We start from the raw sequence: 24264 nt of genomic DNA on the forward strand, positions 1-24264 counted from the left end.
ATCGCCGTCCTTCCCATCGCCAAACCAGATCGCATTTACGGGCGTATCCGATACGGCCTGCTGTATGTACTGATATAACCATAGCTGGTTCCCGTCGAACCCGAGACCCTGGAACCGCGTAAACCGATACCCGCCGCTACCACCCTGGTGCGGACGGCGGGTCCGGGATTGGAGGAACGTGAAAACATGGCCAAGGGCTGGCATCAGTTCACACTGGCGCTGGAATCGTCGGCCCGCTCCAGCGGGACAACGGTGGTGAAGGCGCCGGCAGCGTTTACCTCGCAACGCTGCCTATTGACCGGACTAACCGACGAGACACCGCACGATCTGCCCGACTTTTCGGCGGCCGACGGTAGTCGTCGATGGCATGGTGCTATCGCATGACGAGGCGGAAGGAGATTAGCGCTCTAGCTCTAGCTAGCTCAGCGCTTCGAGCAGCGCGGCGACACGACTTGCCAAATTCCCGTGTCGAGGAAAGACTGGTGGTTGCCCAATCTGGATCTGCGGGTCAAACTCCGTTGTCGGAGTCGCCGCCAAACGTCAACCCGTACCATCGCCGGAACCTGTACGGCGCATTCGCAGCGACTGTGGGCATTGTCGTCGGCAGCATGGCCCCGTGGGCAGATCGATCAGCGATTTACGCCGCAGGTGTGGGCCTTGAACCCGCGAATTGGCGTGTGGCGGCGTTGATCCTCGGCGCCGTGTCGGGTGTTGCCCTGCTCATCGTGCTGTTCTGGGCCAGGAACGCGTTCTGGCCGCGTTGGGCTCTTCCGCTCACATGGAGCGTGTTTGTCGCTGGGGCGGCGTGTTTGACCGCCGGGGTAATCAGCATCACCAGGGTGATGACGGCCAACGTAGCGGCGTGCTCCCATTTCGTGATCGATCAACACGTAGCGGAGTGCTCTGATATCCCAATTCCGGGTGTTGGATGGGGGCTTTGGCTTGTCGGGTTTTCCTCCGCAGCGTGGTGCGTGACTGCGCTAGTAGTGGCGGTCCAACTCACCAAAACGGATCACCAAACACGACGCAGCGCGGGCAAGCCGCGTCCTGGGTGAGCCCAAGATTGCCGAGTCACGTCCCGTGGCGTGGTGTAAATCGAGCGGGCGTTTCGCCTGAGGCTCTGCGGGGTTTCCACTATGCCGTGATTGCGGCGTGGACGGCAACGGGACAGCGCAGTGCCAGTTTTCGGGCAAGGACATCGCTAACGAACCGCATCGCACAAAACCAGGCGTTGATCCATCTGATGAAATATGCGGCACTTTCACATGCATAACAGAGGTTATCCATTTTCTTGTCAGGAAGAGGCGATGTTGTGGTCTTGGTTATCGTGGCGATGCTGCTTTGGCCAACCTCGCTAGCAGGCAAGACCGTAGCTTCGCGCGATCTAGGCGTCCGAATCGTCATCGGACACACCCGGCTGATCGACGCCATACAAAGTCCATTGCGCAAGTGAGCGAGTCAGCACCTCGAGGGGAGGGGCATCGGCAAGGGTCAAATAGGAAATAGGGGTCGTCACCAGGCCGGAAATGCACTTGAAAGCCTTGCGCTTCATCGGCATCGAGAGCAGCGGTCACCTCATCGCCATTGATCGGTGTGGCGGCGGGGATGCACTGCATAGACGCCACCGATGGTCAACTCACGCCCGTCGACAACCACGACGAACGGTCCAGCCGGGGTGGACGCGTCGGGCAAAGCTAGCTCATGACCGTTCCAGGCAAACGCAGGGTCTGGGCTGTCCCGCGCGACGGTGATGGCGTAGCTACCCCGGCGTGCCAGGCGCGCCAAAGAGCTGCCCGCCAGCCCCGCCGGCCCACCGGTGCCCCACAGCCCGGCGGCGCCACCGACACCCCCGCTGCCGCCGGTCGCGCACGTGGGGCCGGCCGCAACGCCGATGCCGCCGGTCCCGCCCATGCCGCCGGCGCTGCCGTTGCCGTCCAGCCATCCGCCATGCCCACCAGCGCCGCCCGCCCCGCCGGCCGCCTCGGCGGCCGGGCTGAAGCCGGCCCCGCCGTTGCCGATCAGGCCGGCATCCCCACCACGACCCGGCCCACGGCTCGGTGCAGTATTTACTTCCGTATCCTGTGCAATCCTTTCCATGTACTGATATAAACAGTGACGGCGGCACGCAGGCGGGCGGTCTCGAAGTCTCGGGCAAGAACCGGGTACGTGCACTCAGAAGAATGGAGGAGCGTCATGAACTACTCGTTGGACAGCGGTGGACGTGTTGTGAAGAGGCTGTGATGTTGTTTGTTACGGCGGCCCCGGAGACGGTGGCCGCGGCGGCAACCGATTTCGCCAGGATCGGTTCGGCGCTGAGCACGGCGAATGCGGGCGCGGCGGCCACGACTACGCAGATCGTCGCCGCGGCCGAGGATGAGGTTTCGGCGGCGATCGCAGCGGTGTTTTCTGCCCACAGCCACGGCTACCAAGGGATCAGTACGCACGCGGCGGCGTCTCATGCCCGGTCTGTGCAGGCGTTGACCGCGGGCGCGGACGCCTATGCCAGCGCGAAAGCCGCCAGTGTCTCACCGTTGCATGGGGTGCTCAACGCCATCGACGGGCCCGTTCAGACGCTGACCGGGCGCCCGCTGATCGGCAACGGCGCACGCGGGGCTCCGGTGACGGCGGTGAAGGCGGCGTCAGCACCACCGGGGCAGGCACGAGCGGCGCGACGGGCGGCACCGGCGGCACCGGCAGCACCGCCGGCAGCCCCAGCGCCGGCGGCAACAGCGGGCTCTTGGTGGGTGAAGATGGGCTCAACGGATTGGCGTAGCCGGGCCGGGCACCGCGTCGCCATATCTATCCGCCCCCAACATCGGGCCTCGCAGCCTCGGCCGTGGATTCCTAGCATTCGTGCGAATGAGCGAGTCCGCTCGCGTAGACAGTTCATCCGATCCGCCACCCAAGGATGCAAGAACCATGGACAGCAAACTCATCGGGATGATCAAGGACGTCGTCGATGCTGGCAAGCGACGCGGGTTGTTGCATCTCGACAGCAAGGATGAGGAGCTTGACGGACGGTCCATCACTCTTGACGGGCGACCCGTAACCTCCTTTTCCTCGTGCTCTTATCTGGGCCTGGAGTTCCATCCCGCGTTGGTCGATGGCGTGGCCGAAGCGGTGACACGGTACGGAACCCAGTTCTCCTGCTCGCGGGCCTACGTCTCGAACCCGCTCTATGCAGAGGTAGAGGCGCTACTGTCCGAGCTCTTCGGCGGGTACGCGTTGGTGACCCCTACCACCACGCTTGGGCACCTGACGGCCCTGCCGGTTCTTGCTGACGAGCGGGACGCGATTGTGCTCGACCACCAAGTTCACCATTCCGTCCACCTCGGCGCCAACCAGGCCCGGGCGGGCGGGACCCGGGTAGAGCTAGTCCGCCATGATCACCTTGACCAGGCCTGTGACACCATCCGCCAACTGGCGAATCGTCATCGAACGGTGTGGTTCGGCCTCGACGGGGTGTACTCGATGTTCGGCGACATGGCCCCAACTCAGCTCCTCGAGGAGATCCTGGCCGTCGCGCCCAACGTGCGGCTTTACGTCGATGACGCCCATGGAATGTCGTGGACTGGGCGCCACGGGCGGGGCAGCTTCCTTAGCAGGTTCCCACTCAACGACCGTGTGGTGATCGCCACCTCCCTGAACAAAGGATTTGGCGCCGGCGGAGGCTGCTTGGTATTCAGCGATCCCGAAGAGCGGGATCTGGTACGGACCACCGGCGGTCCGCTGATATTCAGCGGACCGATGCAACCACCGATGATGGGTGCCGTCCGAGCTGCCGCGCTCATTCATCTGAGCCCCGAAATTATCGGGCTACAAGCCGCCCTGCGGGCCGGGGTGGACCGAGTCAACACACGGCTGTGCGATACCGGCCTGCCACCCATGGCCGTGAATGAGTCCCCGATCTTCTTCCTGCAGTGCGGGCTTCCGCGCGTCGTCTACGAGGTCGCCAAGCGGATGCTCGACGATGGCCTGTATGTGAATTGCTCGGTGTTTCCTTCCGTCCCGATGAAACGCGGAGGCATTCGACTCAGCGTCACCGCGGCACACACCCTTGCTGAGATCGACCAGGCCATCGATCGACTGGCCTTCCATATCCCCGCGGTCCTGCGCGACTTCGGGGTCGCCGACGGTCAACTCGCCGATGACTTCGCGAACGCTATTCCGCGCGAAGCCGTCGCGGATACGCCGCCGGAAGGCAACGGATTACGGATGCAGAGCGCGACCTCAATTCACCAGATCGATCGCGCCACCTGGGACGCCGTTCTAGGAGCCGCAGCGCATTGCAGCTGGGACGCGATGGCGGCGGCCGAGGCGATCTATGGCGGCGAGAACGCTGCGCCCGAGCACCGTTGGCGTTTCCGCTATCTCGTTATCCGCGATCGGTCCGGGCAGGTAGTCGCCGCGACTTTCCTCACCGCGCTCCTGGCGAAGGACGACATGCTCTCGGCCGAGGATGTGTCACGCGAGATTGAAGAGCGCCGGACGACAGATCCCTACTACCTTACGTCCAAAGTGATTATGGCCGGGTCCACCTTGTCGGAGGGGAATCACATCTATCTGGACCGCACCGGTCCCTGGCGCGACGCATTGCGAATGATTGTGGCCGCCGCTGAGGAGGAAGCCGAGCGCTGCGAAGCGAGCACGATCATGCTGCGCGACCTGCCCGATGGGGACACCGAAATGGACGCCTTCATGCTCGACGAAGGCTTCGCCAAGGTGCCGATCCTGGACACCCACACGCTAACGCTCGACGGCGCCGACGAGAAAACCTGGTACGCCGGGCTCGACAAGAAGAAGCGCAACCAGCTACGCCCCGCTCTCGAGCACGTGGACGACACCGAGGTGAGCTTCCACGGTTCCGGCCTCGCGCCACTAACCACGGAGGAGACTGTGCACCTGCATGACCTCTTCGAACAACTTGCAGCAAGAAAGTTGCGGATCAACGTTTTTCGGGTGCCCCCCAGCCTCCTGCCCGAAATGCTGCGCAACCCCGCATGGGAGCTGGGGGTTGTGCGGATTCGCACCGACGCCGCCGGCCCGCAGCAGCCGGTCGCGTTCTGGGCCGCGCACAAGCACGGCCATACCTACGCACCCTTGCTCTGTGGGCTAGACGACGCCTGGAGACACCGTGACATTTACCGCTCGATGCTCCTCCAGATTGTTCGCCGAGCCCGTGCCCTCTCGATGCGCAAACTGCGGCTCGGTATGGACGGCGAGATAGAGAAGCGCCGCCTCGGCGCCCGCACCGAACGGATCTGCCTCTATGTGCGGACCAGCGATGACTATCACGGGGCACTCCTCAATGACACAGTCGCCGCGGTAGCCACCGGCCGGAAGAGCCACTAGCCGCAGAGAAGACTATGCCGCCTGGCCATTGACGCCAACCAACACCGGCCACCCCCGGGTTCACTCCGGCCGCACCATTACCCCCGTTGCCATACAACAACCCGCCCGCCCCACCGGCCTGTCCCGGCGCCACCCCATCCGCACCATTGCCGATCAGCGGGCGCCCCAACAACGCCAGAGTGGGCGCGTCAATCGCGGCCAACACCTCGTGCTGCACGCCCGCCAACGACGAAGCGTTGACCGACTCGCCCGCGGCATACGCGCCGCCGGCACCGGTGAGGGCCTGCACAAACTGGGCGTGAAACCCCGCCATCTGCGTATTCAGCACCTGATAGGCCTGCGCGTGAGCAGAAAACAGCTCCGCTACCGCCGCCGACACCTCATCAGCACCCGCGACCAACACACCGGTCGTCGGCACCACCGCAGCCACATTGGCCGCAGTCAACGTCGAACCAATACCCGCCAAATCCGTTGCCGCCGCCGCAACCACCTCGGGGACCGCCACCACATACGACATCGCTAGCCTCCCACCGGTCTGGCCATCGTCGACACACCACCGCCACCTTCAAGGCAATCGCCGCACCGGCGCCCCCGGCCCACCGTTTCCACCAGCCGCCCCGACCTCCCACGCCACCCGCTCACCCAACAGCCCGACAACATGGTGTGCAACCTACAAACCCGGCCCCAACCCCCGCCGCAAAAGAACCTGGACACAGGGCGAACTGCCCAGCAGCACCAGCTCTACAGTGCACAGCGCACACCCGCCCCGGAGGACAGCAACGTGCATTGACATAAGGCGCGATTATCGAGCGAACGTACCTGTCTGCTTGTCACAGAGATCACCATCGCCGAATGGGGTCCTAATGGTTCAACACCGAGCGCCCGCATGACCGCCACTTCGAATCGCTGCTGGAAGCCCGCGTGATGATCGAAGACTGGCGTCGCGACTACAACACCAACAGACCCCACACCGCCCACGACGAACTCACCCGCACCGAATTCGCCCTACAATGGACCACGACCCATCAACCCCAAGCCGCATAGCGTTGGACAAAAACCGGTCCCCCTCAGCGGAGCCACCTCCGCCGAACTCACGGGCCCGCTCCAGAATAGCCAGTCATTTCAACATATCCCGAACCGCTAAGCGGCATGTTCAGATAGCTGCCGTCGATGTCCACCGCCCCCTCCCAATAGGTTGTCGCGTTCCGCCACTCCGAATTCGGTATCAATGCCGTCGCAGTCAGCCTAAAACCCAACTTTTCAATGTCAATTTCCCAGGTAGTCGGATAGCTAGCGCCGCTGTGCTCACTGATCCAATGATCCCCCGCACTCATTTTCCAATCGGATAGCTCCAGGTGAGTTACCTTCCCGTCGCTGGCTACGAAAGAACCGCCGGAAAATGGACTTACCCGCCCATCTGCACGCCGAATCTGATAAAGCATCAACGCAGTCCCGTTGTCAAATTGTAGGCCGAACCAGTCCCAACCCACATCTTCGCTGGCCATAGCGTTCGTCATGTACTCGTGGTCTTTCCAACTGACGCCACTAACACTAAACCGATGACCACCGACGGACACCGTGCCGACTGTTTCTTGCTGAACTAGAGAATAGTAGTACGATGCATTCCCGGTCTCTCTGTTCTTGACACTTAACCCCAGATCGCCGTGCAGCACAGGGGGAAGCGTTTGCCGCACTCTCAGATCAAGAGAAACTTTTTCCGTTTGCGCAACGAGTTCCACCAGGCCTTCTTTGGTTTCGCGAGCACGCCAATCCCCTAGCCAAACGTCGTACGGGAGCGCCCTGGCGCCGGCGAGACCCAACGCTTCCCGACTAAACTTCTCCGCTTTGTGAAAGACGCCATCGGCGATATCGCTCAGTGCAAAGTGCGCCATATACACCTGATTGGTGCGCCATGACGCAGCGTCGCCTCCGTCTTGCGCCTCACCGGGTGGCGCCAAAGCCCGACGGAAAAACGTAAGCTGGTAGCCAAAACGTCGCCCGGAACTGGTTTTCAAATTCCCTGTGTAATACCACCATTCGGTTTGGTAGTCGTAGTGCGGCCCTAGGTCCCGCGGAAACCTCATCGCCCCGGGCGCTGTGGCGACGGAGTACCCGGCGTTGTTCTCATCGGCAAGCATCCCAAGCAACGGGTCGGTAGCCACGGCACCCGTCGTTGGTCGCTGCCACCACCAAAAAGCGGTCAGTGTCAGCACGACCGTCAGCAACAGCCCGCAACCAGTCAGAGGTGCTTTACGCATACAATCTCATTCCTCACGAATTGCCGCGCTAATACTCATCCGCGACAAACGCCACGCGGGATAGAGGCCCGCCGCCAGGGCGGCCACCACAGCCACCAAGACACCACGGACAACGTATTCCCATTCAAAATGCATCTGCACAGTCCAGCCGAATGAACGTAAATTGATGGTACGGCCAAGAATCCACGCCAAAACAATCCCCGTAGGCAAGGCCAACAATCCAGCTATTCCCCCCATAAGGCCGGTTTCAAGGAGAATCAGTCTGCCCAGTTGGCGAGGAGTCATGCCAATAGCTCGAAAAACACCGAGTTCACGGGACCTTTCCAATTCCAAGCTCACCAATGTACTCAATATCGCGACAAACGCAACCACCGTGGCCACCAGTCGTAGCGCGATAGTAATGGCAAAGCTGCGGTCAAAAATCGCCATTGATGCCTCGCGCACACTGCGAGTCGATTGAATGATGAGATCTTCGCGTCCGGCGAATTCCGCGCGCAGCTCATCGAGCAAAGCATCCGCATTTGTATCTGGCGCCACAAAGAGGAACATAGTGGTCACGTTCTTATCGTGCCACTGAGCACGGTAGCTGGCTTGGTCCATCAATACCACACCTTGGTCGGAGGTGTAGTCGCTGAAGACCGCAAGAACAGGGAATGTTTGCAGCCCAAAATCCGTCAGCAGCGTGATCGGCTGGGGTGGAGTTCTCAAATGTTGACGCGTCATCATCGGTTCCGACAACATGACGCCTTCACCCGCCAGGAAGCGTCCCCACAGCGTTTCGCTATTGCCGTCGATCCATTGATAGCTTCGCTTGCCGGCGGACATATCCCCCGTCACCGCCATCAATTCCACCTCACGCCCCCAGGTTGGCGCGAAAACGGCACCATAGCTGGCCGTAATGGCGTCGAGCACGCCCGGCCACGCGCTCAACGTCTCGACGGCATCTGGCGGCAGGCTACCGCTGGGACGACCTGACGCAAGCGTCGGCGGAGACACGTAGATGTCGGCCTTCAAAGTCGCCGCTAGCCAGTCAGCCAACGTTTGGCGAAGCGAACCCACCGACATGGAGACGCCGACGATCAGCGACACCGCCATCATCAATGCTGCAATGGCGATGGAGGTGCGGCTCGAGGAGCGCGCAATATCCCGTGGACCCATTCGCCCCAGTGGACCGAAGAGACGGCCGAGCGCAGGAGCGACCCGCAGCATTGCAAACCGGGTCAGCGGTGCCGTAATGAGCGCAAAAGCGGTCAAGACGGCAAAGAGACCGATAATCGCCATAACGAGCTTTCCGCCGGGCCACCACAGCATCACCAAGCCAAAGGTTCCGAAAGCAGCCGAAGCCGCCCACATCCACGGCATGAGTCTGGATACCTTGCCCTCTAGTGAGGACCGCCGCAAGGTGGTAGCGGGGGCGGTGCGCGTCGCTTCTATAGCCGGCGGAACGGTGGCCAACACGGCAGCACCTATGCCAACAATCAACCCCTTCGACAAACTTTCGGTGGAGATAGCCATCTCGTGAACATTGACGACAAAATAGAAATCATTGATCGTTTGTGCCACGAGGCCAATCAGGCCCTCGCCAAGCCAAATGCCAGCCGCAAGACCTAGGCCAGCGCCAATCACGCTCGCAATAGCGGATTCCGTCATTATCAGCCAGAATAATTGCGCTCGAGTAACGCCCAAGCACCGCAGGACGGCAAAGAGGGGGCGGCGGTGCACGACATTGAAAGTTACCGTATTGTAGATGAGAAAAGCACCGACCAGTAAGGCGACCAGACTGAGCCCGGTCAAATTGACCGTAAACGCGTCGGTCATGTGTTTAACCGCGTCGCTCTGGGCGTTCGCCTTTTCTAAACGGACGCCTGGCGGCAGGCGTTGCTTGAGTCGCTTCGCAGTGGCCTGGTCTTTCACAATAAGATCGATGTGACTCAGCCTGCCCGGCATGTTAAATAGCTCTTGGGCAGTGGCAATATCCGCGATGATGAGGTCACGCAATTTCTGCTTACCAATTTCGTTCGGTGGTGTCGCCAGGCCTACGAGAGCAACAGTCGTGGGTGCGCCTTCGACCTGCAGAACAAAGCTATCGCCCAGCGCCAGGCCATACTCCGCCGCCACCGATCGGCTCAGAACAACGGCATTGGGCCGAGTCAAGAAGCTCTCTAGCTCGGCTACATCGTGGTTCGACCATAGAGACAAGCGAAAAGGCGGCTCGGCAAACGGGTCGATGCCCATGAGGCGCATCGGACGGTTTCCGACTCCGCGCGCCAACACGTAGCCTTCGATGACCGGCGCGGACAGGTCGTAACCTTGTCTGCGCAGGTCAATATAGAGCCGTTGGTCGATGCCGGCGGGGCCGCCAACCAGCCGATGGGTGGCTTTGCCCGTGACGGCCTGAGCCGAGAGGTCAAAGGCCCGTTGAGCCGAGCGACTAGATAGGTCGATGGCCACGATCATCGCTACACCCAGGGCGATTCCCAAGACCAAGAGCACAAACTGAAACGGGCGTTGACGCAGACGGCGCGAGGCCGCGCGCACCAACGGCAGATAGGAGGCTGCCGCGCGACTATCGAGATAGTTCATCCAATTGGTTCACGTGATGGGTAAGGAACCCATGTGAGCTGTCGCGGGGTTTTCGGGAGACATGCCGGGTATCAATTTGCCGCCTTCTAGATTGAGGACCCGGTCAGCATGATGAACCACCTGGCGGCTATGCGTGGCCATGATTAGCGTCTTACCCGCTTTATGCGTGAGATCGAGTAGGAGAGCAAGTACTCTATCTCCCGTATTGTTGTCAAGGTTACCCGTGGGCTCATCGGCGAGCACCAGTATGGGGTCGTGCGCCAACGCTCGAGAAATGGCCACCCGTTGCTGTTCGCCACCCGAGAGTTTGTCGGGAAAAGAGCTTTCGCATCCCGCCATGCCCACTTTCTTCAATAAGTCACGGGCCACGCCGGCCGCTCTTCTTTGAGGTACCCCTCCCAGCTCCTGGGGCAGGGTAATATTTTCGAGCACGGTAAGCGTCGGGATCAGGTTGAAAAATTGGAACACGATGCCAATCTGATCACGCCGAAAGAGTGTCCGATCCCGCTCGCTTTTCCTGGTCATCGCGAAGCCGTTGATAGTGACGTCACCTGTGCTCGGCTTTTCGATGCCACTGATGAGGTTCAGCAAGGTGCTTTTGCCACTCCCGCTATGACCCAGTAACGCGACAAACTCACCTGGTTCAAAATCAGCGGTGATGTGGTCTAAGACTTGTCGTTGGGTGTCGCCCTCTTGAAAGCAACGGCTGAGGTTCCTGAGCTGAACGATGGGTTGCTGGCCCATGAACCTCCTTTGGTGGACAGCGCGGCGAGTGGTGACCGAGTCATGACTAGCTGGTGGAGTTTCTTGGTTCGGGTGCCGGCCGGCGCATCCCCGGCGGCGGCTTCAGCAGATTTTTACCAGGGCATGGGACCCACCACAACCCCCTACGAGCCATGGCAGCCACCTAAAGTATCCAATCGACTCCATTCGGCCACATCGCCTTCGGCCGCAAACCTGTGGCGCGCTTCAGCGAATCTTCAACGTGCTGAGGCACTCCCGCGGTCACAATGACGCCGAGGCCGCCTCGTCATCTCCGCGGATCGACAGGTCCACGAGCGCCCGGAGGGCAAGTCCGTCGGTATGAATTCATCATTCGGAGTCCCCGGGGCGGTCGACGACGCGGCCAGAATGAACCCGGATCCCAAGAAGGGAAATGGCGCCACGGCCGGGCAGATCACCGGTAGTCCCCGGCTCAGCGCACGAGGGTGGTGCGCCCATCAGGTGCGAATCACCAGCCGAGCGAGGTAGTGGCAGGTTCCGTCCTTCGATGAGCAGCTACCCACGCTGGCAAAGCCCGAAACAACACGATCTCGCCGGTCACCGGGGCGTGATGTGCAATCCGGACTCAGATGTCCAGGCTCGACAACTGGCCGATGATATTGGAGGCCAGCGGATTCAACGTCGCCATTCCGTCACGAACCGCGTACCGGGATCCGGCGAGGTTGACCACCAACGTGCTGCCAGACATACCCGCCACACCGCGCGACAATCCGGCGTCGATGATTCCGGCTGACAACCCCGAGGCGCGGACCGCCTCGGCGATGCCCAGGATTTCCCGGTCGAGAATGTCCCGGGTGGCCTCCGGGGTGACATCACGAGGCGTCACTCCCGTCCCCCCGACGGACACCACCAGATCCACCCCGCCGATCACCGCCGTATTCAGCGCATTGCGGATCTCGACCTCGTCCGCTGCGACCGCGACCACTCCGTCGACCACGAAACCCGCCTCCGTGAGCAGCTCAGTGACAAGCGGACCGCTGTGGTCTTCATCGCCGTGCGCGGTGCGATCGTCCACGACGACGACAAGTGCCCGGCCGACTACCAATTCCGCGCGCTGTTCCATGGGTGCAACCGTATATCCGGGCTCTGACCACTGTGCGTCGACCTTCATTACTGCTCCGCCTTGCCTAGGGTGACCTCCACCTTGCGGCTGCCCCCAGAGGGATCCTGATAGGTCAGCACCACTTTGGCACCCGGTGCCTTGGACCGCACCGCAGCAACCAACGCGTCGGCGCTGTTGATCGGCCGGTCATCGACCTTGGTAACCACTACCCCCTTGGGCACTCCGGCGTCAGCAGCCGCACCACCGGCCACCACTTCGACAATCTTGGCGCCCGGCGTGGCCTTGTCATTGGTCACCTGCACGCCCAGGGAGGCATGTGATGCGGTGCCGGTGCTGATCAACTCATCGGCGATGCGCTTGGCTTGGTCGACTGGAATCGCGAATCCGAGGCCGATCGAGCCGCTCTGCGCATCGGCCGAGTCCGCGCCCAGCGTGGCGATGGCTGAGTTGACGCCGACGAGTTGACCACTCATGTTGACCAGTGCGCCGCCCGAGTTGCCGGGATTGATCGCCGCGTCGGTCTGGATGGCGTCCAGCACGGTGTTTTGGTTTCCGGCCTCACCTGTCGTCGATACGGGCCGGTTGAGTGCGCTGACGATCCCTGTGGTCACGGTGCCCTCCAAACCCAGCGGTGACCCGATGGCGAGCACCGGCTGGCCGACCCGCAGGTCCGCCGACGAACCGACGGCGATCGGGGTGAGGCCGGACACGCCCCGAACCCGGACGACGGCGATATCACTGGTCGGATCGGCACCGACCACCGTGAACGACGCGGTACGGCCGTCTGAGAAGGTCACGGTCGTCTTCGGCTCCGGACCGTTGGCGGGGGGTTTGGCTGCGGCCGCAACCACATGGTTGTTGGTCAAGATGAGCCCGTCGGCAGACAGGATGATGCCGGAGCCCTCCTCCGATTGACGGCCCATATCGGTCTCCAGCATGACCACACTAGGCACCACCTTGGCGGCAACCTGCTCGACCGAGCCCGCCGGCATGTTTGCGGCCGGGACACTGGGAGACGAGCTGGCAGCTATGGTGTCGCCGCTGCCACCCGCGGGCGACCGGTTCAACTCAACGATCGATGCGGCCGCGCCGCCGATCCCGGCGGATACCACCGCGATGGCCAATGCCCCGATGGCCAACATGCCACCACGAGGTCGTCGTTGGGGGACCACAGCCGGAGGCGGCGCCATCGGCGGAAGCATCCCGGGTATCGCACCCGGTCCGGTCCCCGGCCCGGTAGCCCCGGACACCGGACCCGACCCGGCAGCACCGGGCAACGGACCCGGGCCGCTGCCACTGAGCGCGTCGAACGACTGCCGGTATTGGGTCGGCTGGGATTGCTGGTAACGCCAGTCGAACTGTTGGTTGTACGCTTGCTGCCCTTGGGCATACGCGGGCGGCACAGGCTGATTAGGCGCGTTACGGTATCCCGGTTGCTGCGGCGGTGGCGAATACCTCGGGTGATTCGTCATGTCGCTATGTCGCTCTTCCTCTAGTCCCTCTAGTAGTCCCTCTAAGCGCCCCTGTGGGAGGCTTTCCCATGCGAGGCTTTGTGGCCATGCATGACCTGCATGAGCTCAGTTTTAACAGTAACTGCACACCTACCTTGCGCGCGCTGACTGAGAATCCACTGAGATAACGTTCGCGGAACCCCGAAAGTTCGCGCCGTCGTCAGATCCGTCGTCGACGGACTCGGCTTCGTCGCTCGTTGGGTACTCCACGGTCGGCATGGGGCGCCCGGGTAGGAGTATGTGAATCGACGTCCCTGGGGGCTGGCGTCCCGGAACGGTATCCGCCAGGCGCACGGATCCACCGTGGTTGAGCACGACCTGTTTGACGATGGCCAACCCCAGACCGGAACCCGGCATGGCCCGGGCTGACGCTGATCGGTAGAAGCGTTCGAACACCAGACGCCGCTCCGAGAGGGGAATGCCCGGGCCATCGTCCGACACCACCAGCTCTGCGTGTGACGGGTCCAGCTGCTTCAATTTCACGACCACCTGGCCGCCCGGCGGGCTCCATTTGGCCGCATTGTCCATGAGGTTCAGCGCCGCCCTCGACAACCCTGCGGAATCGCCGTACACCTGCCAGGGATCCACCTGCACGTCGAAGTCAATATCGTTGCGGCGCCGCCTGACTCGTTCCAGGGTGCGGTCAATGATGTCGGTCATCTCGACCGGCTCGTGCACGGCCTCACCGGCATCGCCTCGAGTAAGGTCCACCAGATCGCCGACCAGCGTGGACAATTCCTCAATCTGGGCTAGCACATCGGCCCGTAGATCGACCATTTCCTGCTCAGGTAGCCGGGGCGCTCCGGGTTCCATCGATGCCATCAGCAGTTCGACGTTGGTACGTAGCGATGTCAGCGGGGTGCGCAATTCGTGTCCGGCGTCAGTAACGAACCGTGCCTGTCGTTCCCGAGATTCCGCCAATGCCCGCAGCATCAAGTTGAACGCCTCAGTGAGCCTAGCCAGCTCGTCGCTGCCAAAAACCGGGATGGGCCGCAGGTCGTCGGTGCGTGCGACTCGTTCGGCGGCTTCGGTCAGCCGACCGACCGGCCGCAACCCGGCCCGGGTGACCATCCCGCCGGCTATCGCGGCAATCGACACCCCGACGCCGCCGACCATCAGCAGCACAAAGCGCAGTTTGCTCATCACGGCTTCAGTCGGCCGCAAGCTCTTGGAGATGATCAGCGAACTGCCGTTGGGCAGGTGGATGGCAAGCACCCGTTGGTCGGCCGCGGTGCGCTGCGACATGAACAAGTCGCCGTGGATCACTGCCTTCTCCGGCCCGCCGACCGGGAGGGTCTGGCCCGGTTGTTGGGCGGTATAGATCGACCGGCCCGGGTTCACCAGCATCGCGTTGACATCCGAATAGGCCGTGCCCTCGATAGCCTTTGCCGGATCGGCGGCCAGCGAACCGCTGGTGATGAGCAGCTGAGCGCGACTCTGCAGCTGGTCATCGATATCGCTATACAGTGCCGCGGAGATCACCGCGTAAACGGCGAACGACATCAACACGACGACCATCGCCACCATGGACATTGCCAGCAGCATCACCCGCCACCGCAGGGACAGCGAGCTCGTGGCTCGAAGCGGAGCCCGGCCACCCCGCCGTGACCGGCCGAAAGAGAACATCAGGGCGGTGTTTCGCGTAGCACGTAGCCCACTCCGCGCACGGTGTGGATCAGCCGCGGCTCGCCATCGGCCTCGGTCTTGCGGCGTAGATACCCCACGTAGACTTCCAACGCGTTACCCGAGGTGGGAAAGTCGAATCCCCACACCTCCTCAAGGATGCGACTGCGGGTGAGCACCCGTCGCGGGTTGGCAATCAGCATCTCGAGCAATGCGAATTCAGTGCGCGTCAGGCTGATCCGCCGCTGCCCCCGGGTGACTTCGCGGGTTGTCGGGTCGAGCGTGAGGTCGGAGAACCTCATTGCCACCGACTCGACGGTGTCATCGGGCTTGGTCCGGCGCAGCAGCGCCCGCATTCGCGCCAACAACTCTTCGAGTGCAAATGGCTTCGGCAAGTAGTCGTCGGCGCCGGCATCGAGGCCGGCAACCCGCTCAGAAACCGAGTCTCGAGCGGTCAGTACCAGGATCGGCAGGTCATCCCCGGTGCTGCGCAGCTGACGGCATACCTCGAGGCCGTCCAAACGCGGCATCATGACATCGAGGACCAGCGCGTCGGGCCGATCGCTGGCGATCATGTCGAGGGCTTCGACCCCGTCATGGGCAAGCTCGACGGAGTAACCGTTGAAGGAAAGCGATCTGCGCAGCGACTCGCGCACCGCGCGATCGTCGTCGACGACCAGAATCCGCACGGACCCTAGTTTCGTACGAGCGCCTGAGACTGGCCTGAGAGGCGCGCCGGTGTACCGCTATTTGCTGATGGTTCTCGTCACATCCGCCACACTAGCCTCCGCAGGCAGGGTTACTCTCGCTGCCCGCACAACCTATGTTCGCCGGCACCGAGACGGCCGTGGCAGTTGTGACCGTTGCGACGTACCGCGACGTGAGGGCCGGCCCCGTCCGCTAGCGGCGATCCAGATCGATGAGACCCAGACGGGCCGCCTTGAGGAGCCGCCGCGGCACCTTGTGCTTCTGCCCAGCCACCGTGACGCTGACCAGCTCGGGCCGGTCGGCCTTCCACTGCGAACGACGGCTTCGAGTGTTCGCTCGCGACATTCTGCGCTTGGGTGTGGCCATGGTCGGGCCTAACTCCTCGGTTGGGGCTTCACTGGGGCAGGTCGCGCGACGCGGCCAACAGCCGAACGGCGACGATTGCAGTCAAGGGTAGTCGGTTGACCTGCTGCTCACCAAAACGGCCGGCCGAACGGGCAGGATCAATTTGGTGTGAACCAGCGACGACGGCGGCGACTTGCGGTACCGTGACCCCCGCTAGGCTGACCTACCGGTTGGTTGGCGTCGTGGCAGGTGCTCGACAACATGGAATCCCAACGAAGGGAGGATTCGCATGGCCTCTCACTCTGGTCACTCTGGTCACTCTGGCCATTCTGGCGCCGTGCGTATCGGGAACTGCTCGGGCTTCTACGGCGATCGCCTGTCAGCGATGCGCGAAATGCTCACCGGTGGCGACCTCGACTACATCACCGGCGACTACCTGGCCGAGCTGACCATGCTTATTCTCGGCCGCGACCGGATGAAGGATCCCGACCGCGGCTACGCCAAGACCTTTCTCACCCAACTCGAGGAATGCCTGGGACTGGCCCAGGACCGCGGAGTGCGCATCGTCGCCAATGCCGGGGGGCTCAACCCGGCGGGGCTGGCCAGCGCGGTACGGGCATTGGCCGAGCGTCTGGGCATCCCGGCGCGCATCGCCCACGTCGAAGGCGACGACCTACAGCCCCGCGCGGCTGAACTGGGATTGGGCACCCCCCTGACGGCAAACGCCTACCTGGGTGCGTGGGGCATTGTCGACTGCCTACAGGCGGGTGCCGACGTCGTCGTCACCGGCCGGGTCACCGATGCCTCGGTGATCGTCGGGTCCGCGGCGGCACACTTCGGTTGGGCCCGCGACGACTACGACCAGCTCGCCGGCGCTGTGGTCGCTGGCCACGTTATCGAATGCGGCGTGCAGGCAACCGGCGGCAACTACGCGTTCTTCACCGAGGTCCCGGCAATCCCGGGCCTACTGCACGCCGGTTTCCCACTGGCCGAGGTGCATGCCGACGGCTCGTCGGTCATTACCAAGCATCCCGGTACCGGTGGTCTGGTCAGCGTCGACACAGTCACTGCGCAGCTGTTGTACGAAATCACCGGAGCCCGGTATGCCAACCCCGATGTGACGGCCCGGATGGACAGCATCGAACTGGCCAGCGACGGCCCCGACCGGGTGCGCATCAGCGGCGTGATCGGCGAACCACCGCCGCCCACGTACAAGGTTTCGTTGAACAGCATCGGCGGATTCCGCAACGCCATCACATTTGTGCTCACGGGCCTGGACATCGAGGCGAAGGCCGACTTGGTCCAGCGTCAGCTCGAGGCCGCACTGACCGTCAAGCCCGCCGAGCTGGAGTGGACCCTGGCCCGCACCGACCATAGCGACGCCGACACCGAGGAAGCCGCGAGCGCGTTGTTGCACTGCGTTGTCCGTGATCCCGATCCGGCCAACGTCGGGCGCCCATTCTCCTCCGCGGCGGTCGAATTGGCGCTCGCGAGCTATCCGGGGTTCACAGTCACCGCCCCGCCCAGTGCGGGTCAGGTCTACGGCGTCTTCACGCCCGGCTATGTCGACGCCACCGAGGTGCCGCACGTCGCCGTGCACGCCGATGGGACGCGCACCACAATCCCGTGTGCCACCGACACTCTCGAGTTGGCTCCAGCCGACACCCCGGCGCTTCCCGACCCGCTGCCGGCCGGCCCGACGCGGCGGGCGCCGCTGGGCCTCGTCGCGGGTGCCCGCAGCGGCGACAAGGGCGGGTCGGCCAATGTCGGGGTCTGGGTACGCACCGACGAGCAGTGGCGCTGGCTGGCCAACGAGCTAACCGTCGAGCTGCTCAAGCAGCTGCTGCCCGAGGCGGCCGACCTCTCTGTGACGCGCCACGTGCTGCCCAGTTTGCGAGCGGTGAACTTCGTCATCGATCAGATCCTCGGGGAGGGAGTCGCCTACCAGGCGCGATTCGATCCGCAGGCCAAGGGGCTGGGCGAATGGCTGCGCAGCCGCCACGTCGATATTCCCGAAAGGCTCTTGTGAACATCTGGAATACACCGGAGCGCGTCCAACTGCGAAAGACGGTGCGTGCATTCGCCGAGCGGGAAGTCCTGCCGCATATCGACGAGTGGGAGCGCATCGGCGAGCTGCCGCGCGACCTGCACCGCCGGGCCGCTGAAGCGGGGTTGCTCGGCGCGGGTTTTCCCGAGGCGGTGGGTGGTGGCGGCGGTGACAGCGCCGACCCGGTCATCATCTGCGAGGAACTGCACCAGGCCGGTGCACCGGGCGGGGTCTTCGCCTCGCTGTTCACCTGCGGCATCACGGTGCCCCACATGATTGCCTCGGGCGACCCGCGGCTGATCGACACCTTCGTGCGGCCGACGCTGGCCGGCGAGAAGATCGGCGCCCTGGCAATCACCGAACCCGGGGGCGGTTCGGACGTCGGGCATCTGCGGACGTCCGCCGTCGTCGATGGCGACCACTACATCATCAACGGCGCCAAGACCTACATCACATCCGGGGTGCGGGCCGATTATGTCGTCACCGCGGTGCGCACCGGCGGACCTGGCGCGGGCGGAGTTTCCCTGGTTGTGGTCGAAAAGGACGGCCCCGGCTGCTCACCTGGCTTACAAGTCACCCGCAAGCTGGACAAGATGGGCTGGCGCTCGTCTGACACCGCCGAGCTGTCCTACACCGACGCGCGTGTGCCCCGAGCCAATCTCGTGGGCGCCGAGAACACCGGATTCGCCCAGATCGCCCACGCCTTCGTTTCTGAACGCGTCGGCCTTGCCGCGCAGGCGTATTCCAGCGCGCAGCGGTGCCTGGACATCACCGCCCAGTGGTGTCGCGACCGGGAGACGTTCGGCCGCCCTTTGATATCCCGCCAGACGGTGCAAAACACGCTCGCCGAGATGGCACGCCGCATCGACGTCGCTCGTGTCTACTGCCGCAATGTGGTGGAGCGCCAGCTGGCCGGGGAGACCGATTTGATCCCCCAGGTATGTTTCGCCAAGAACACCGCTGTCGAGGCCGGGGAATGGGTTGCCAACCAGGCCGTGCAGCTGTTCGGCGGCATGGGCTACATGGCCGAATCCGAAGTCGAACGCCAGTATCGAGATATGCGGATCCTGGGCATCGGCGGAGGCACCACCGAGATACTGACCGCACTGGCCGCCAAACTCCTGGGGTATCAATCATGATTGCACCGCCTCTTGGGCATCGTTCCCGTCTGCACCGTCGGCGGCGCTCATGACCACACTGCAGTCCATGCTCGACGCAACCGCCGACACATTCACCGAGGCGGCCTTGGCGGCGACGACAAAGCTCGACGAGATCAACGCCGAACTCGCCCTGGCCCTCGGGGGCGGCGGTCCCAAGTACGTCGACCGGCACCACAACCGGGGCAAGCTCACCCCGCGCGAACGCATCGAACTGCTCGTCGACCCCGACTCCCCGTTCCTGGAGCTGAGCCCCCTCGCGGCCTGGGGCAGCTCATTCAAGGTCGGCGCCAGCCTGGTCACCGGGATTGGGGCGGTGTGCGGCGTGGAATGCATGATCGTCGCCAACGACCCGACCGTCAAAGGCGGCACGAGCAACCCATGGACGCTGCGAAAGATACTGCGAGCCAACCAGATCGCGTTCGAGAACCGGCTTCCAGTCGTCTCGCTGGTGGAATCCGGCGGGGCGGACCTGCCCACTCAGAAGGAAATCTTCATCCCGGGTGGTCAGATGTTTCGGGACTTGACCCGGCTTTCAGCGGCCGGAATCCCCACCATCGCATTGGTATTCGGTAACTCCACTGCCGGTGGCGCCTACGTTCCCGGGATGTCCGATCACGTCGTGATGATCAAGGAACGGTCCAAGGTCTTTCTGGCCGGCCCGCCGCTGGTCAAGATGGCCACCGGCGAGGAATCCGATGATGAGTCCCTTGGCGGTGCCGAAATGCATGCCCGAATATCGGGTTTGGCCGACTATTTCGCTGTGGACGAGCTAGATGCGCTGCGCATTGGACGTCGTATCGTGGCGCGGCTGAACTGGGTCAAACAAGGGCCCGCGCCGCGACCGGTAACCGAACCGCTCTTTGATGCCGAGGAGCTGATCGGCATCGTGCCGGCGGATCTGCGTATCCCGTTCGATCCGCGGGAAGTGATCGCGCGTGTCGTCGATGGTTCCGAATTCGACGAATTCAAGCCGTTGTACGGGTCTTCGCTGGTGACCGGCTGGGCCCGGCTGCACGGCTATCCGCTGGGCATCCTGGCCAACGCTCGCGGCGTGCTGTTCAGCGAAGAATCGCAGAAGGCCACCCAGTTTATCCAGCTGGCCAACCGGTCCGACACGCCACTGTTGTTCTTGCACAACACCACCGGTTACATGGTGGGCAAGGACTACGAAGAGGGCGGGATGATCAAGCACGGGTCGATGATGATCAACGCCGTCTCCAATTCTGCGGTGCCACACATCTCGCTGCTGATCGGCGCGTCCTATGGCGCGGGCCACTATGGCATGTGTGGACGCGCCTATGATCCGCGGTTCCTGTTCGCCTGGCCCAGCGCGAAATCGGCGGTGATGGGCGGCGCCCAGCTGTCGGGTGTGTTGTCGATCGTGGCCAGGGCGGCCGCCGAAGCCCGCGGGCAGGAAGTCGACGAGGCGGCCGACGCCGCAATGCGAGCCGCTGTTGAAGGCCAGATCGAAGCCGAGTCGCTGCCGCTGGTCTTATCCGGGATGCTCTACGACGATGGGGTGATCGACCCGCGCGACACCCGCACCGTCCTGGGAATGTGTCTGTCCGCCATCGCGAATGGCCCGATCAAGGGGACGTCGAACTTCGGCGTCTTTCGGATGTGATACCGATGCCAATTACTCGAGTCTTGGTAGCCAATCGCGGCGAGATCGCCCGGCGGGTGTTCGCCACCTGCCGACGGTTGGGATTGGGAACCGTGGCCGTTTACACGGACCCCGACGCCGCCGCGCCGCACGTGGGCGAGGCGGATGCACGGGTGCGCCTGCCGAAGACCAACGACTATCTCAACGCCAACGCGATCATCGCGGCGGCGCGCGCGGCCCGCGCCGACGCGGTGCATCCCGGCTACGGATTCCTTTCGGAGAATGCCGAGTTCGCGACGGCAGTGCAGGCCGCCGGCCTGACCTGGGTCGGGCCTCCGGTGAACGCGGTGCGCGCGATGGGCTCCAAGATCGAGTCCAAGAAGCTCATGGCCGGCGCCGGGGTGCCGGTCCTCGACGAACTCGACCCCGGCGCCGTCACCGAAGCCCAACTGCCGGTGCTGGTCAAGGCATCCGCGGGCGGCGGCGGTCGCGGCATGCGCGTGGTTCACCAATTGTCCGCCCTACCCGCCGAAGTCGAGGCCGCCCGGCGCGAGGCGCAGTCCGCGTTCGGCGACCCGACCGTGTTCTGCGAGCGCTACTTGCCGACCGGTCACCACATCGAGGTCCAGGTCATGGCGGACACCCACGGCACGGTGTGGGCCGTCGGGGAACGTGAGTGCTCCATTCAACGCCGGCACCAGAAGATCATCGAGGAGGCGCCGGCTCCGCTGGTGGAACGCACACCCGGTATGCGCGCCAAGCTGTTTGACGCAGCCCGGCTGGCCGCAAGCGCCATCGGCTACACCGGTGCTGGGACGGTGGAGTTCCTCGCCGATGATGATGGCGAGTTCTATTTCCTGGAGATGAACACCCGGCTGCAAGTCGAGCATCCCGTCACCGAGGAAACCACCGGGCTGGATCTGGTCGAACTGCAACTCGCGGTCGCCGACGGCGCTGCGCTGGACTCTGAACCTCCACCAGCGCGAGGGTATTCGATCGAGGCCCGACTCTACGCGGAGGATCCCGCCCAGGGCTGGCAACCACAGGCCGGCCTCGTGCACGCGATCGAGTTGCCCGCGGTTCGAGCCGAGTTCACCTCGCTCGGACAACGGACCGGGATTCGGTTGGATTCCGGCATTGTCGCAGGCTCGGTGGTCTCAATTCACTACGATCCAATGCTTGCGAAGGTCATCTCGTATGCGCCGACGCGTCAGCAATCGGCGCTGGTGCTCGCCGACGCGCTGGCCCGCGCCCGGGTGCACGGGCTGCGGACCAACCGGGATCTGCTGGTTAACGTGCTGCGCCATCCGGCATTTCTCGACGGCGCCACCGATACCGCGTTTTTTGACACCCACGGCCTGGCAGAGCTGGCGGAGCCGCTAGCGGATACCACGACACTGCGACTGTCCGCGATCGCCGCGGCGCTAGCCGATTCCGCGCACAACCGCGCGACCGCAACAACATTCGCCTCGATACCCAGTGGCTGGCGCAACCTCGCATCGGGCCATCAAGTCAAGTCCTACCGCTGCCACGGTGGGAACAGTGAAACCGAGCACCGGGTCGAATACCGCTTCACCAGGACCGGATTAATGCTGCCCGGCGACGCGGGGGTGCAACTGGTATCGCACTCCTCGGATGAGGTCGTGCTGGCCTCCAACACTGGGGCCGACGGAGTCGCGTACCGTTTCGCGGTAGCCAGATACGGCGACGACATCTATGTCGACTCGGCGCGCGGGCCGGTTCACCTCGTCGCGCTGCCACGGTTCCCCGAGCCTGGATCGGCCGTCGAACAGGGTTCGCTGGTGGCACCCATGCCAGGCAATGTGATCCGGCTCGGCGCGCAGATCGGCGACACCGTCACATCCGGCCAGCCACTGATCTGGTTGGAGGCAATGAAGATGGAACACACCATCGCGGCGCCGGCCGACGGTGTGCTCGCGGAACTCAACGTCAAGACCGGCCAGCAAGTCGAAGTCGGCGCCGTCCTCGCACGAGTTGAGGCGTCAGGCGCCCAATAGGGCGACCATAAAGGACCACAAAGGAGACATGTCATGACCGATACCAGCTTTATCGAAAGTGAGGAGCGCCAGGCGCTACGCAAGGCGGTGGCAGCCCTGGTATCCAGCTACGGCCACGAGTACTACCTGAACAAGGGCCGCAAGCACGAACACACCGACGAGTTGTGGTCGGAAGCGGGCAAGCTGGGCTTTCTGGGAGTGAACCTGCCCGAGCAGTACGGCGGTGGCGGTGCCGGAATGTACGAGCTGTCGCTCGTGATGGAGGAAATGTCAGCGGCGGGTTGCCCGTTGCTGATGATGGTGGTGTCGCCCGCTATCAACGGCACCATCATCAGCAAGTTCGGCACCGACGAGCAAAGGCAGCGCTGGTTACCGGGTCTTGCCGACGGCTCGGTGACGATGGCGTTCGCGATCACCGAACCCGACGCTGGTTCCAATTCCCACAAGATCACCACAACTGCGCACCGCGACGGCGGCGACTGGGTGATCACGGGCCAGAAGATCTATATCTCCGGCGTGGACCAAGCGCAGGCCGTGCTGGTCGTCGGCCGGACGGAAGAGGCCAAGACCGGCAAGCTCCGCCCGGCATTATTCGTGGTGCCCACGGACACTCCCGGCTTCACCTACACACCCATCGAGATGGAAATGATCAGCCCCGAGCGGCAATTCCAGGTCTTCCTTGACGAGGTCCGGCTGCCCGCTGATGCCCTCGTCGGCGCCGAGGACGCTGCCATCGCGCAGCTATTCGCGGGCCTTAACCCCGAGCGCATCATGGGTGCCGCAAGTGCCGTGGGCATGGGGCGGCTGGCACTGGGCCGGGCCGTCGACTACGTCAAGACCCGCAAGGTCTGGTCCACGCCGATCGGCGCGCACCAGGGCCTGGCGCATCCGTTGGCGCAGTGCCACATCGAGGTCGAACTGGCGAAGCTGATGACGCAGAAGGCAGCCACACTCTACGATCACGGCGACGACGCTGGCGCGGCTGAAGCTGCCAACATGGCCAAATACGCTGCGGGCGAAGCATCGACACGCTCTGTCGACCAGGCCGTGCAGTCGCTGGGCGGCAACGGGCTGACCAAAGAGTACGGCGTTGCCGCCATGATGACCGCGTCCCGGCTGGCGCGGATCGCCCCGATCAGTCGCGAGATGGTGCTGAATTTCGTAGCGCAGACCTCGCTGGACTTGCCTCGATCCTACTGAAGCCCGGCTC

The 24264-nt window shown here is 63.6% G+C and carries 18 protein-coding genes and 3 pseudogenes; 9 read left to right on the forward strand and 12 right to left on the reverse strand.

The genetic code is table 11. The features are described from left to right. Window positions 1-186: 186 nt before the first annotated feature. Window positions 187-384: a zinc ribbon domain-containing protein gene (locus F6B93_RS18185; RefSeq protein WP_211696326.1), complete on the forward strand. Its 198-nt coding sequence runs from the start codon at window positions 187-189 to the stop codon at window positions 382-384. A 1000-nt stretch (window positions 385-1384) separates the two neighbouring features. Here F6B93_RS18185 and F6B93_RS18190 read toward each other — a convergent pair. Beyond that, a complete protein-coding gene (locus tag F6B93_RS18190) occupies window positions 1385-1552 on the reverse strand; it encodes a hypothetical protein (RefSeq protein WP_211696328.1) in 168 nt (55 codons plus the stop codon). A gap of 23 nt (window positions 1553-1575) precedes the next feature. Then, complete coding sequence (locus F6B93_RS23485) at window positions 1576-2097, reverse strand: hypothetical protein (protein ID WP_281426110.1); 522 nt, start codon at window positions 2095-2097, stop codon at window positions 1576-1578. A 143-nt stretch (window positions 2098-2240) separates the two neighbouring features. Here F6B93_RS23485 and F6B93_RS23140 point away from each other — a divergent pair. Next, a pseudogene (locus F6B93_RS23140) lies at window positions 2241-2459 on the forward strand (PE family protein); the annotation flags it as partial. A gap of 107 nt (window positions 2460-2566) precedes the next feature. On the opposite strand, the gene F6B93_RS23145 reads toward F6B93_RS23140, so the two are convergent. Further along, window positions 2567-2797, reverse strand: a complete 231-nt coding sequence (locus tag F6B93_RS23145; protein ID WP_246541187.1) for a hypothetical protein — start codon at window positions 2795-2797, stop codon at window positions 2567-2569. A gap of 122 nt (window positions 2798-2919) precedes the next feature. On the opposite strand from F6B93_RS23145, the gene F6B93_RS18205 reads away from it, so the two are divergent. Beyond that, window positions 2920-5352 (forward strand): bifunctional aminotransferase class I/II-fold pyridoxal phosphate-dependent enzyme/GNAT family N-acetyltransferase, encoded by a 2433-nt coding sequence (locus F6B93_RS18205; RefSeq protein ID WP_211696329.1) that lies wholly within the window; start codon window positions 2920-2922, stop codon window positions 5350-5352. On the opposite strand, the pseudogene F6B93_RS18210 reads toward F6B93_RS18205, so the two are convergent. Further along, window positions 5336-5869 (reverse strand): annotated as a pseudogene (locus F6B93_RS18210) (PE family protein); the annotation flags it as partial. The gene F6B93_RS18205 and the pseudogene F6B93_RS18210 sit on opposite strands and share 17 nt — an antisense overlap. A 380-nt stretch (window positions 5870-6249) precedes the next feature. Here F6B93_RS18210 and F6B93_RS18215 point away from each other — a divergent pair. Beyond that, window positions 6250-6396: pseudogene (locus F6B93_RS18215) on the forward strand (integrase core domain-containing protein); the annotation flags it as partial. A 47-nt stretch (window positions 6397-6443) separates the two neighbouring features. Here F6B93_RS18215 and F6B93_RS18220 read toward each other — a convergent pair. From F6B93_RS18220 to rpmF, 8 genes are all read right to left on the reverse strand, one after another. After that, the gene (locus F6B93_RS18220) at window positions 6444-7610 is read right to left on the reverse strand and encodes a lipocalin-like domain-containing protein (protein ID WP_211696334.1); all 1167 of its coding nucleotides are present in this window, start codon (window positions 7608-7610) and stop codon (window positions 6444-6446) included. Window positions 7611-7616: 6 nt separating this feature from the next. Continuing rightward, complete coding sequence (locus tag F6B93_RS18225; protein WP_211696336.1) at window positions 7617-10193, reverse strand: ABC transporter permease; 2577 nt, start codon at window positions 10191-10193, stop codon at window positions 7617-7619. A gap of 9 nt (window positions 10194-10202) precedes the next feature. Next, a complete protein-coding gene (locus F6B93_RS18230) occupies window positions 10203-10937 on the reverse strand; it encodes an ABC transporter ATP-binding protein (protein WP_211696337.1) in 735 nt (244 codons plus the stop codon). A 604-nt stretch (window positions 10938-11541) separates the two neighbouring features. After that, window positions 11542-12087, reverse strand: a complete 546-nt coding sequence (locus tag F6B93_RS18235) for a MogA/MoaB family molybdenum cofactor biosynthesis protein (protein WP_211696338.1) — start codon at window positions 12085-12087, stop codon at window positions 11542-11544. Further along, entirely contained in the window at window positions 12087-13511 is a 1425-nt protein-coding gene (locus tag F6B93_RS18240; protein ID WP_211696339.1) for a S1C family serine protease, read from the reverse strand. The genes F6B93_RS18235 and F6B93_RS18240 overlap by 1 nt, the downstream gene beginning before the upstream one ends. Before the next feature lie 129 nt (window positions 13512-13640). Further along, on the reverse strand, window positions 13641-15176 hold the full coding sequence (locus tag F6B93_RS18245; RefSeq protein ID WP_211696340.1) for a HAMP domain-containing sensor histidine kinase: 1536 nt from the start codon (window positions 15174-15176) through the stop codon (window positions 13641-13643). Then, window positions 15176-15862 carry a two-component system response regulator MprA gene (gene mprA / locus F6B93_RS18250; RefSeq protein ID WP_211696341.1) on the reverse strand — a complete coding sequence of 229 codons (687 nt, stop codon included), beginning with the start codon at window positions 15860-15862 and terminating at the stop codon, window positions 15176-15178. The genes F6B93_RS18245 and mprA overlap by 1 nt, the downstream gene beginning before the upstream one ends. Before the next feature lie 211 nt (window positions 15863-16073). After that, complete coding sequence (gene rpmF, locus F6B93_RS18255) at window positions 16074-16247, reverse strand: 50S ribosomal protein L32 (RefSeq protein WP_211696342.1); 174 nt, start codon at window positions 16245-16247, stop codon at window positions 16074-16076. A 316-nt stretch (window positions 16248-16563) separates the two neighbouring features. On the opposite strand from rpmF, the gene F6B93_RS18260 reads away from it, so the two are divergent. Genes F6B93_RS18260 through F6B93_RS18280 form a run of 5 tightly spaced genes read left to right on the forward strand, consistent with a single transcriptional unit; the run spans window position 16564 to window position 24254 of the window. Continuing rightward, a complete protein-coding gene (locus tag F6B93_RS18260) occupies window positions 16564-18255 on the forward strand; it encodes an acyclic terpene utilization AtuA family protein (RefSeq protein ID WP_211696343.1) in 1692 nt (563 codons plus the stop codon). Further along, window positions 18252-19412, forward strand: a complete 1161-nt coding sequence (locus tag F6B93_RS18265) for an acyl-CoA dehydrogenase family protein (RefSeq protein WP_211696344.1) — start codon at window positions 18252-18254, stop codon at window positions 19410-19412. The genes F6B93_RS18260 and F6B93_RS18265 overlap by 4 nt, the downstream gene beginning before the upstream one ends. Window positions 19413-19461: 49 nt before the next feature. Further along, complete coding sequence (locus F6B93_RS18270) at window positions 19462-21057, forward strand: acyl-CoA carboxylase subunit beta (RefSeq protein WP_211696345.1); 1596 nt, start codon at window positions 19462-19464, stop codon at window positions 21055-21057. 5 nt (window positions 21058-21062) lie between these two features. Continuing rightward, the gene (locus F6B93_RS18275) at window positions 21063-23054 is read left to right on the forward strand and encodes an acetyl/propionyl/methylcrotonyl-CoA carboxylase subunit alpha (RefSeq protein WP_211696346.1); all 1992 of its coding nucleotides are present in this window, start codon (window positions 21063-21065) and stop codon (window positions 23052-23054) included. A 33-nt stretch (window positions 23055-23087) separates the two neighbouring features. Beyond that, window positions 23088-24254 carry an acyl-CoA dehydrogenase family protein gene (locus F6B93_RS18280; RefSeq protein WP_211696347.1) on the forward strand — a complete coding sequence of 389 codons (1167 nt, stop codon included), beginning with the start codon at window positions 23088-23090 and terminating at the stop codon, window positions 24252-24254. The last annotated feature ends 10 nt before the right edge of the window (window positions 24255-24264 follow it).

Source organism: Mycobacterium spongiae, assembly GCF_018278905.1.
In the GTDB taxonomy this organism is placed as follows: domain Bacteria; phylum Actinomycetota; class Actinomycetes; order Mycobacteriales; family Mycobacteriaceae; genus Mycobacterium; species Mycobacterium spongiae.

Excerpts from the sequence above, each read along its gene's own strand:
- F6B93_RS23145 (WP_246541187.1), bottom strand. The coding sequence starts at position 2,797 with ATGGCGACGCGGTGCCCGGCCCGGCTACGCCAATCCGTTGAGCCCATC.
- F6B93_RS18240 (WP_211696339.1), bottom strand. The coding sequence starts at position 13,511 with ATGACGAATCACCCGAGGTATTCGCCACCGCCGCAGCAACCGGGATAC.
- F6B93_RS18245 (WP_211696340.1), bottom strand. The coding sequence starts at position 15,176 with ATGTTCTCTTTCGGCCGGTCACGGCGGGGTGGCCGGGCTCCGCTTCGA.
- rpmF (WP_211696342.1), bottom strand. The coding sequence starts at position 16,247 with ATGGCCACACCCAAGCGCAGAATGTCGCGAGCGAACACTCGAAGCCGT.
- F6B93_RS18230 (WP_211696337.1), bottom strand. The coding sequence starts at position 10,937 with ATGGGCCAGCAACCCATCGTTCAGCTCAGGAACCTCAGCCGTTGCTTT.
- F6B93_RS18225 (WP_211696336.1), bottom strand. The coding sequence starts at position 10,193 with ATGAACTATCTCGATAGTCGCGCGGCAGCCTCCTATCTGCCGTTGGTG.
- F6B93_RS18270 (WP_211696345.1), top strand. The coding sequence starts at position 19,462 with ATGACCACACTGCAGTCCATGCTCGACGCAACCGCCGACACATTCACC.
- F6B93_RS18235 (WP_211696338.1), bottom strand. The coding sequence starts at position 12,087 with ATGAAGGTCGACGCACAGTGGTCAGAGCCCGGATATACGGTTGCACCC.
- F6B93_RS18185 (WP_211696326.1), top strand. The coding sequence starts at position 187 with ATGGCCAAGGGCTGGCATCAGTTCACACTGGCGCTGGAATCGTCGGCC.
- F6B93_RS18275 (WP_211696346.1), top strand. The coding sequence starts at position 21,063 with ATGCCAATTACTCGAGTCTTGGTAGCCAATCGCGGCGAGATCGCCCGG.
- F6B93_RS18220 (WP_211696334.1), bottom strand. The coding sequence starts at position 7,610 with ATGCGTAAAGCACCTCTGACTGGTTGCGGGCTGTTGCTGACGGTCGTG.
- F6B93_RS23485 (WP_281426110.1), bottom strand. The coding sequence starts at position 2,097 with ATGGAAAGGATTGCACAGGATACGGAAGTAAATACTGCACCGAGCCGT.
- F6B93_RS18205 (WP_211696329.1), top strand. The coding sequence starts at position 2,920 with ATGGACAGCAAACTCATCGGGATGATCAAGGACGTCGTCGATGCTGGC.
- F6B93_RS18190 (WP_211696328.1), bottom strand. The coding sequence starts at position 1,552 with ATGAAGCGCAAGGCTTTCAAGTGCATTTCCGGCCTGGTGACGACCCCT.
- F6B93_RS18280 (WP_211696347.1), top strand. The coding sequence starts at position 23,088 with ATGACCGATACCAGCTTTATCGAAAGTGAGGAGCGCCAGGCGCTACGC.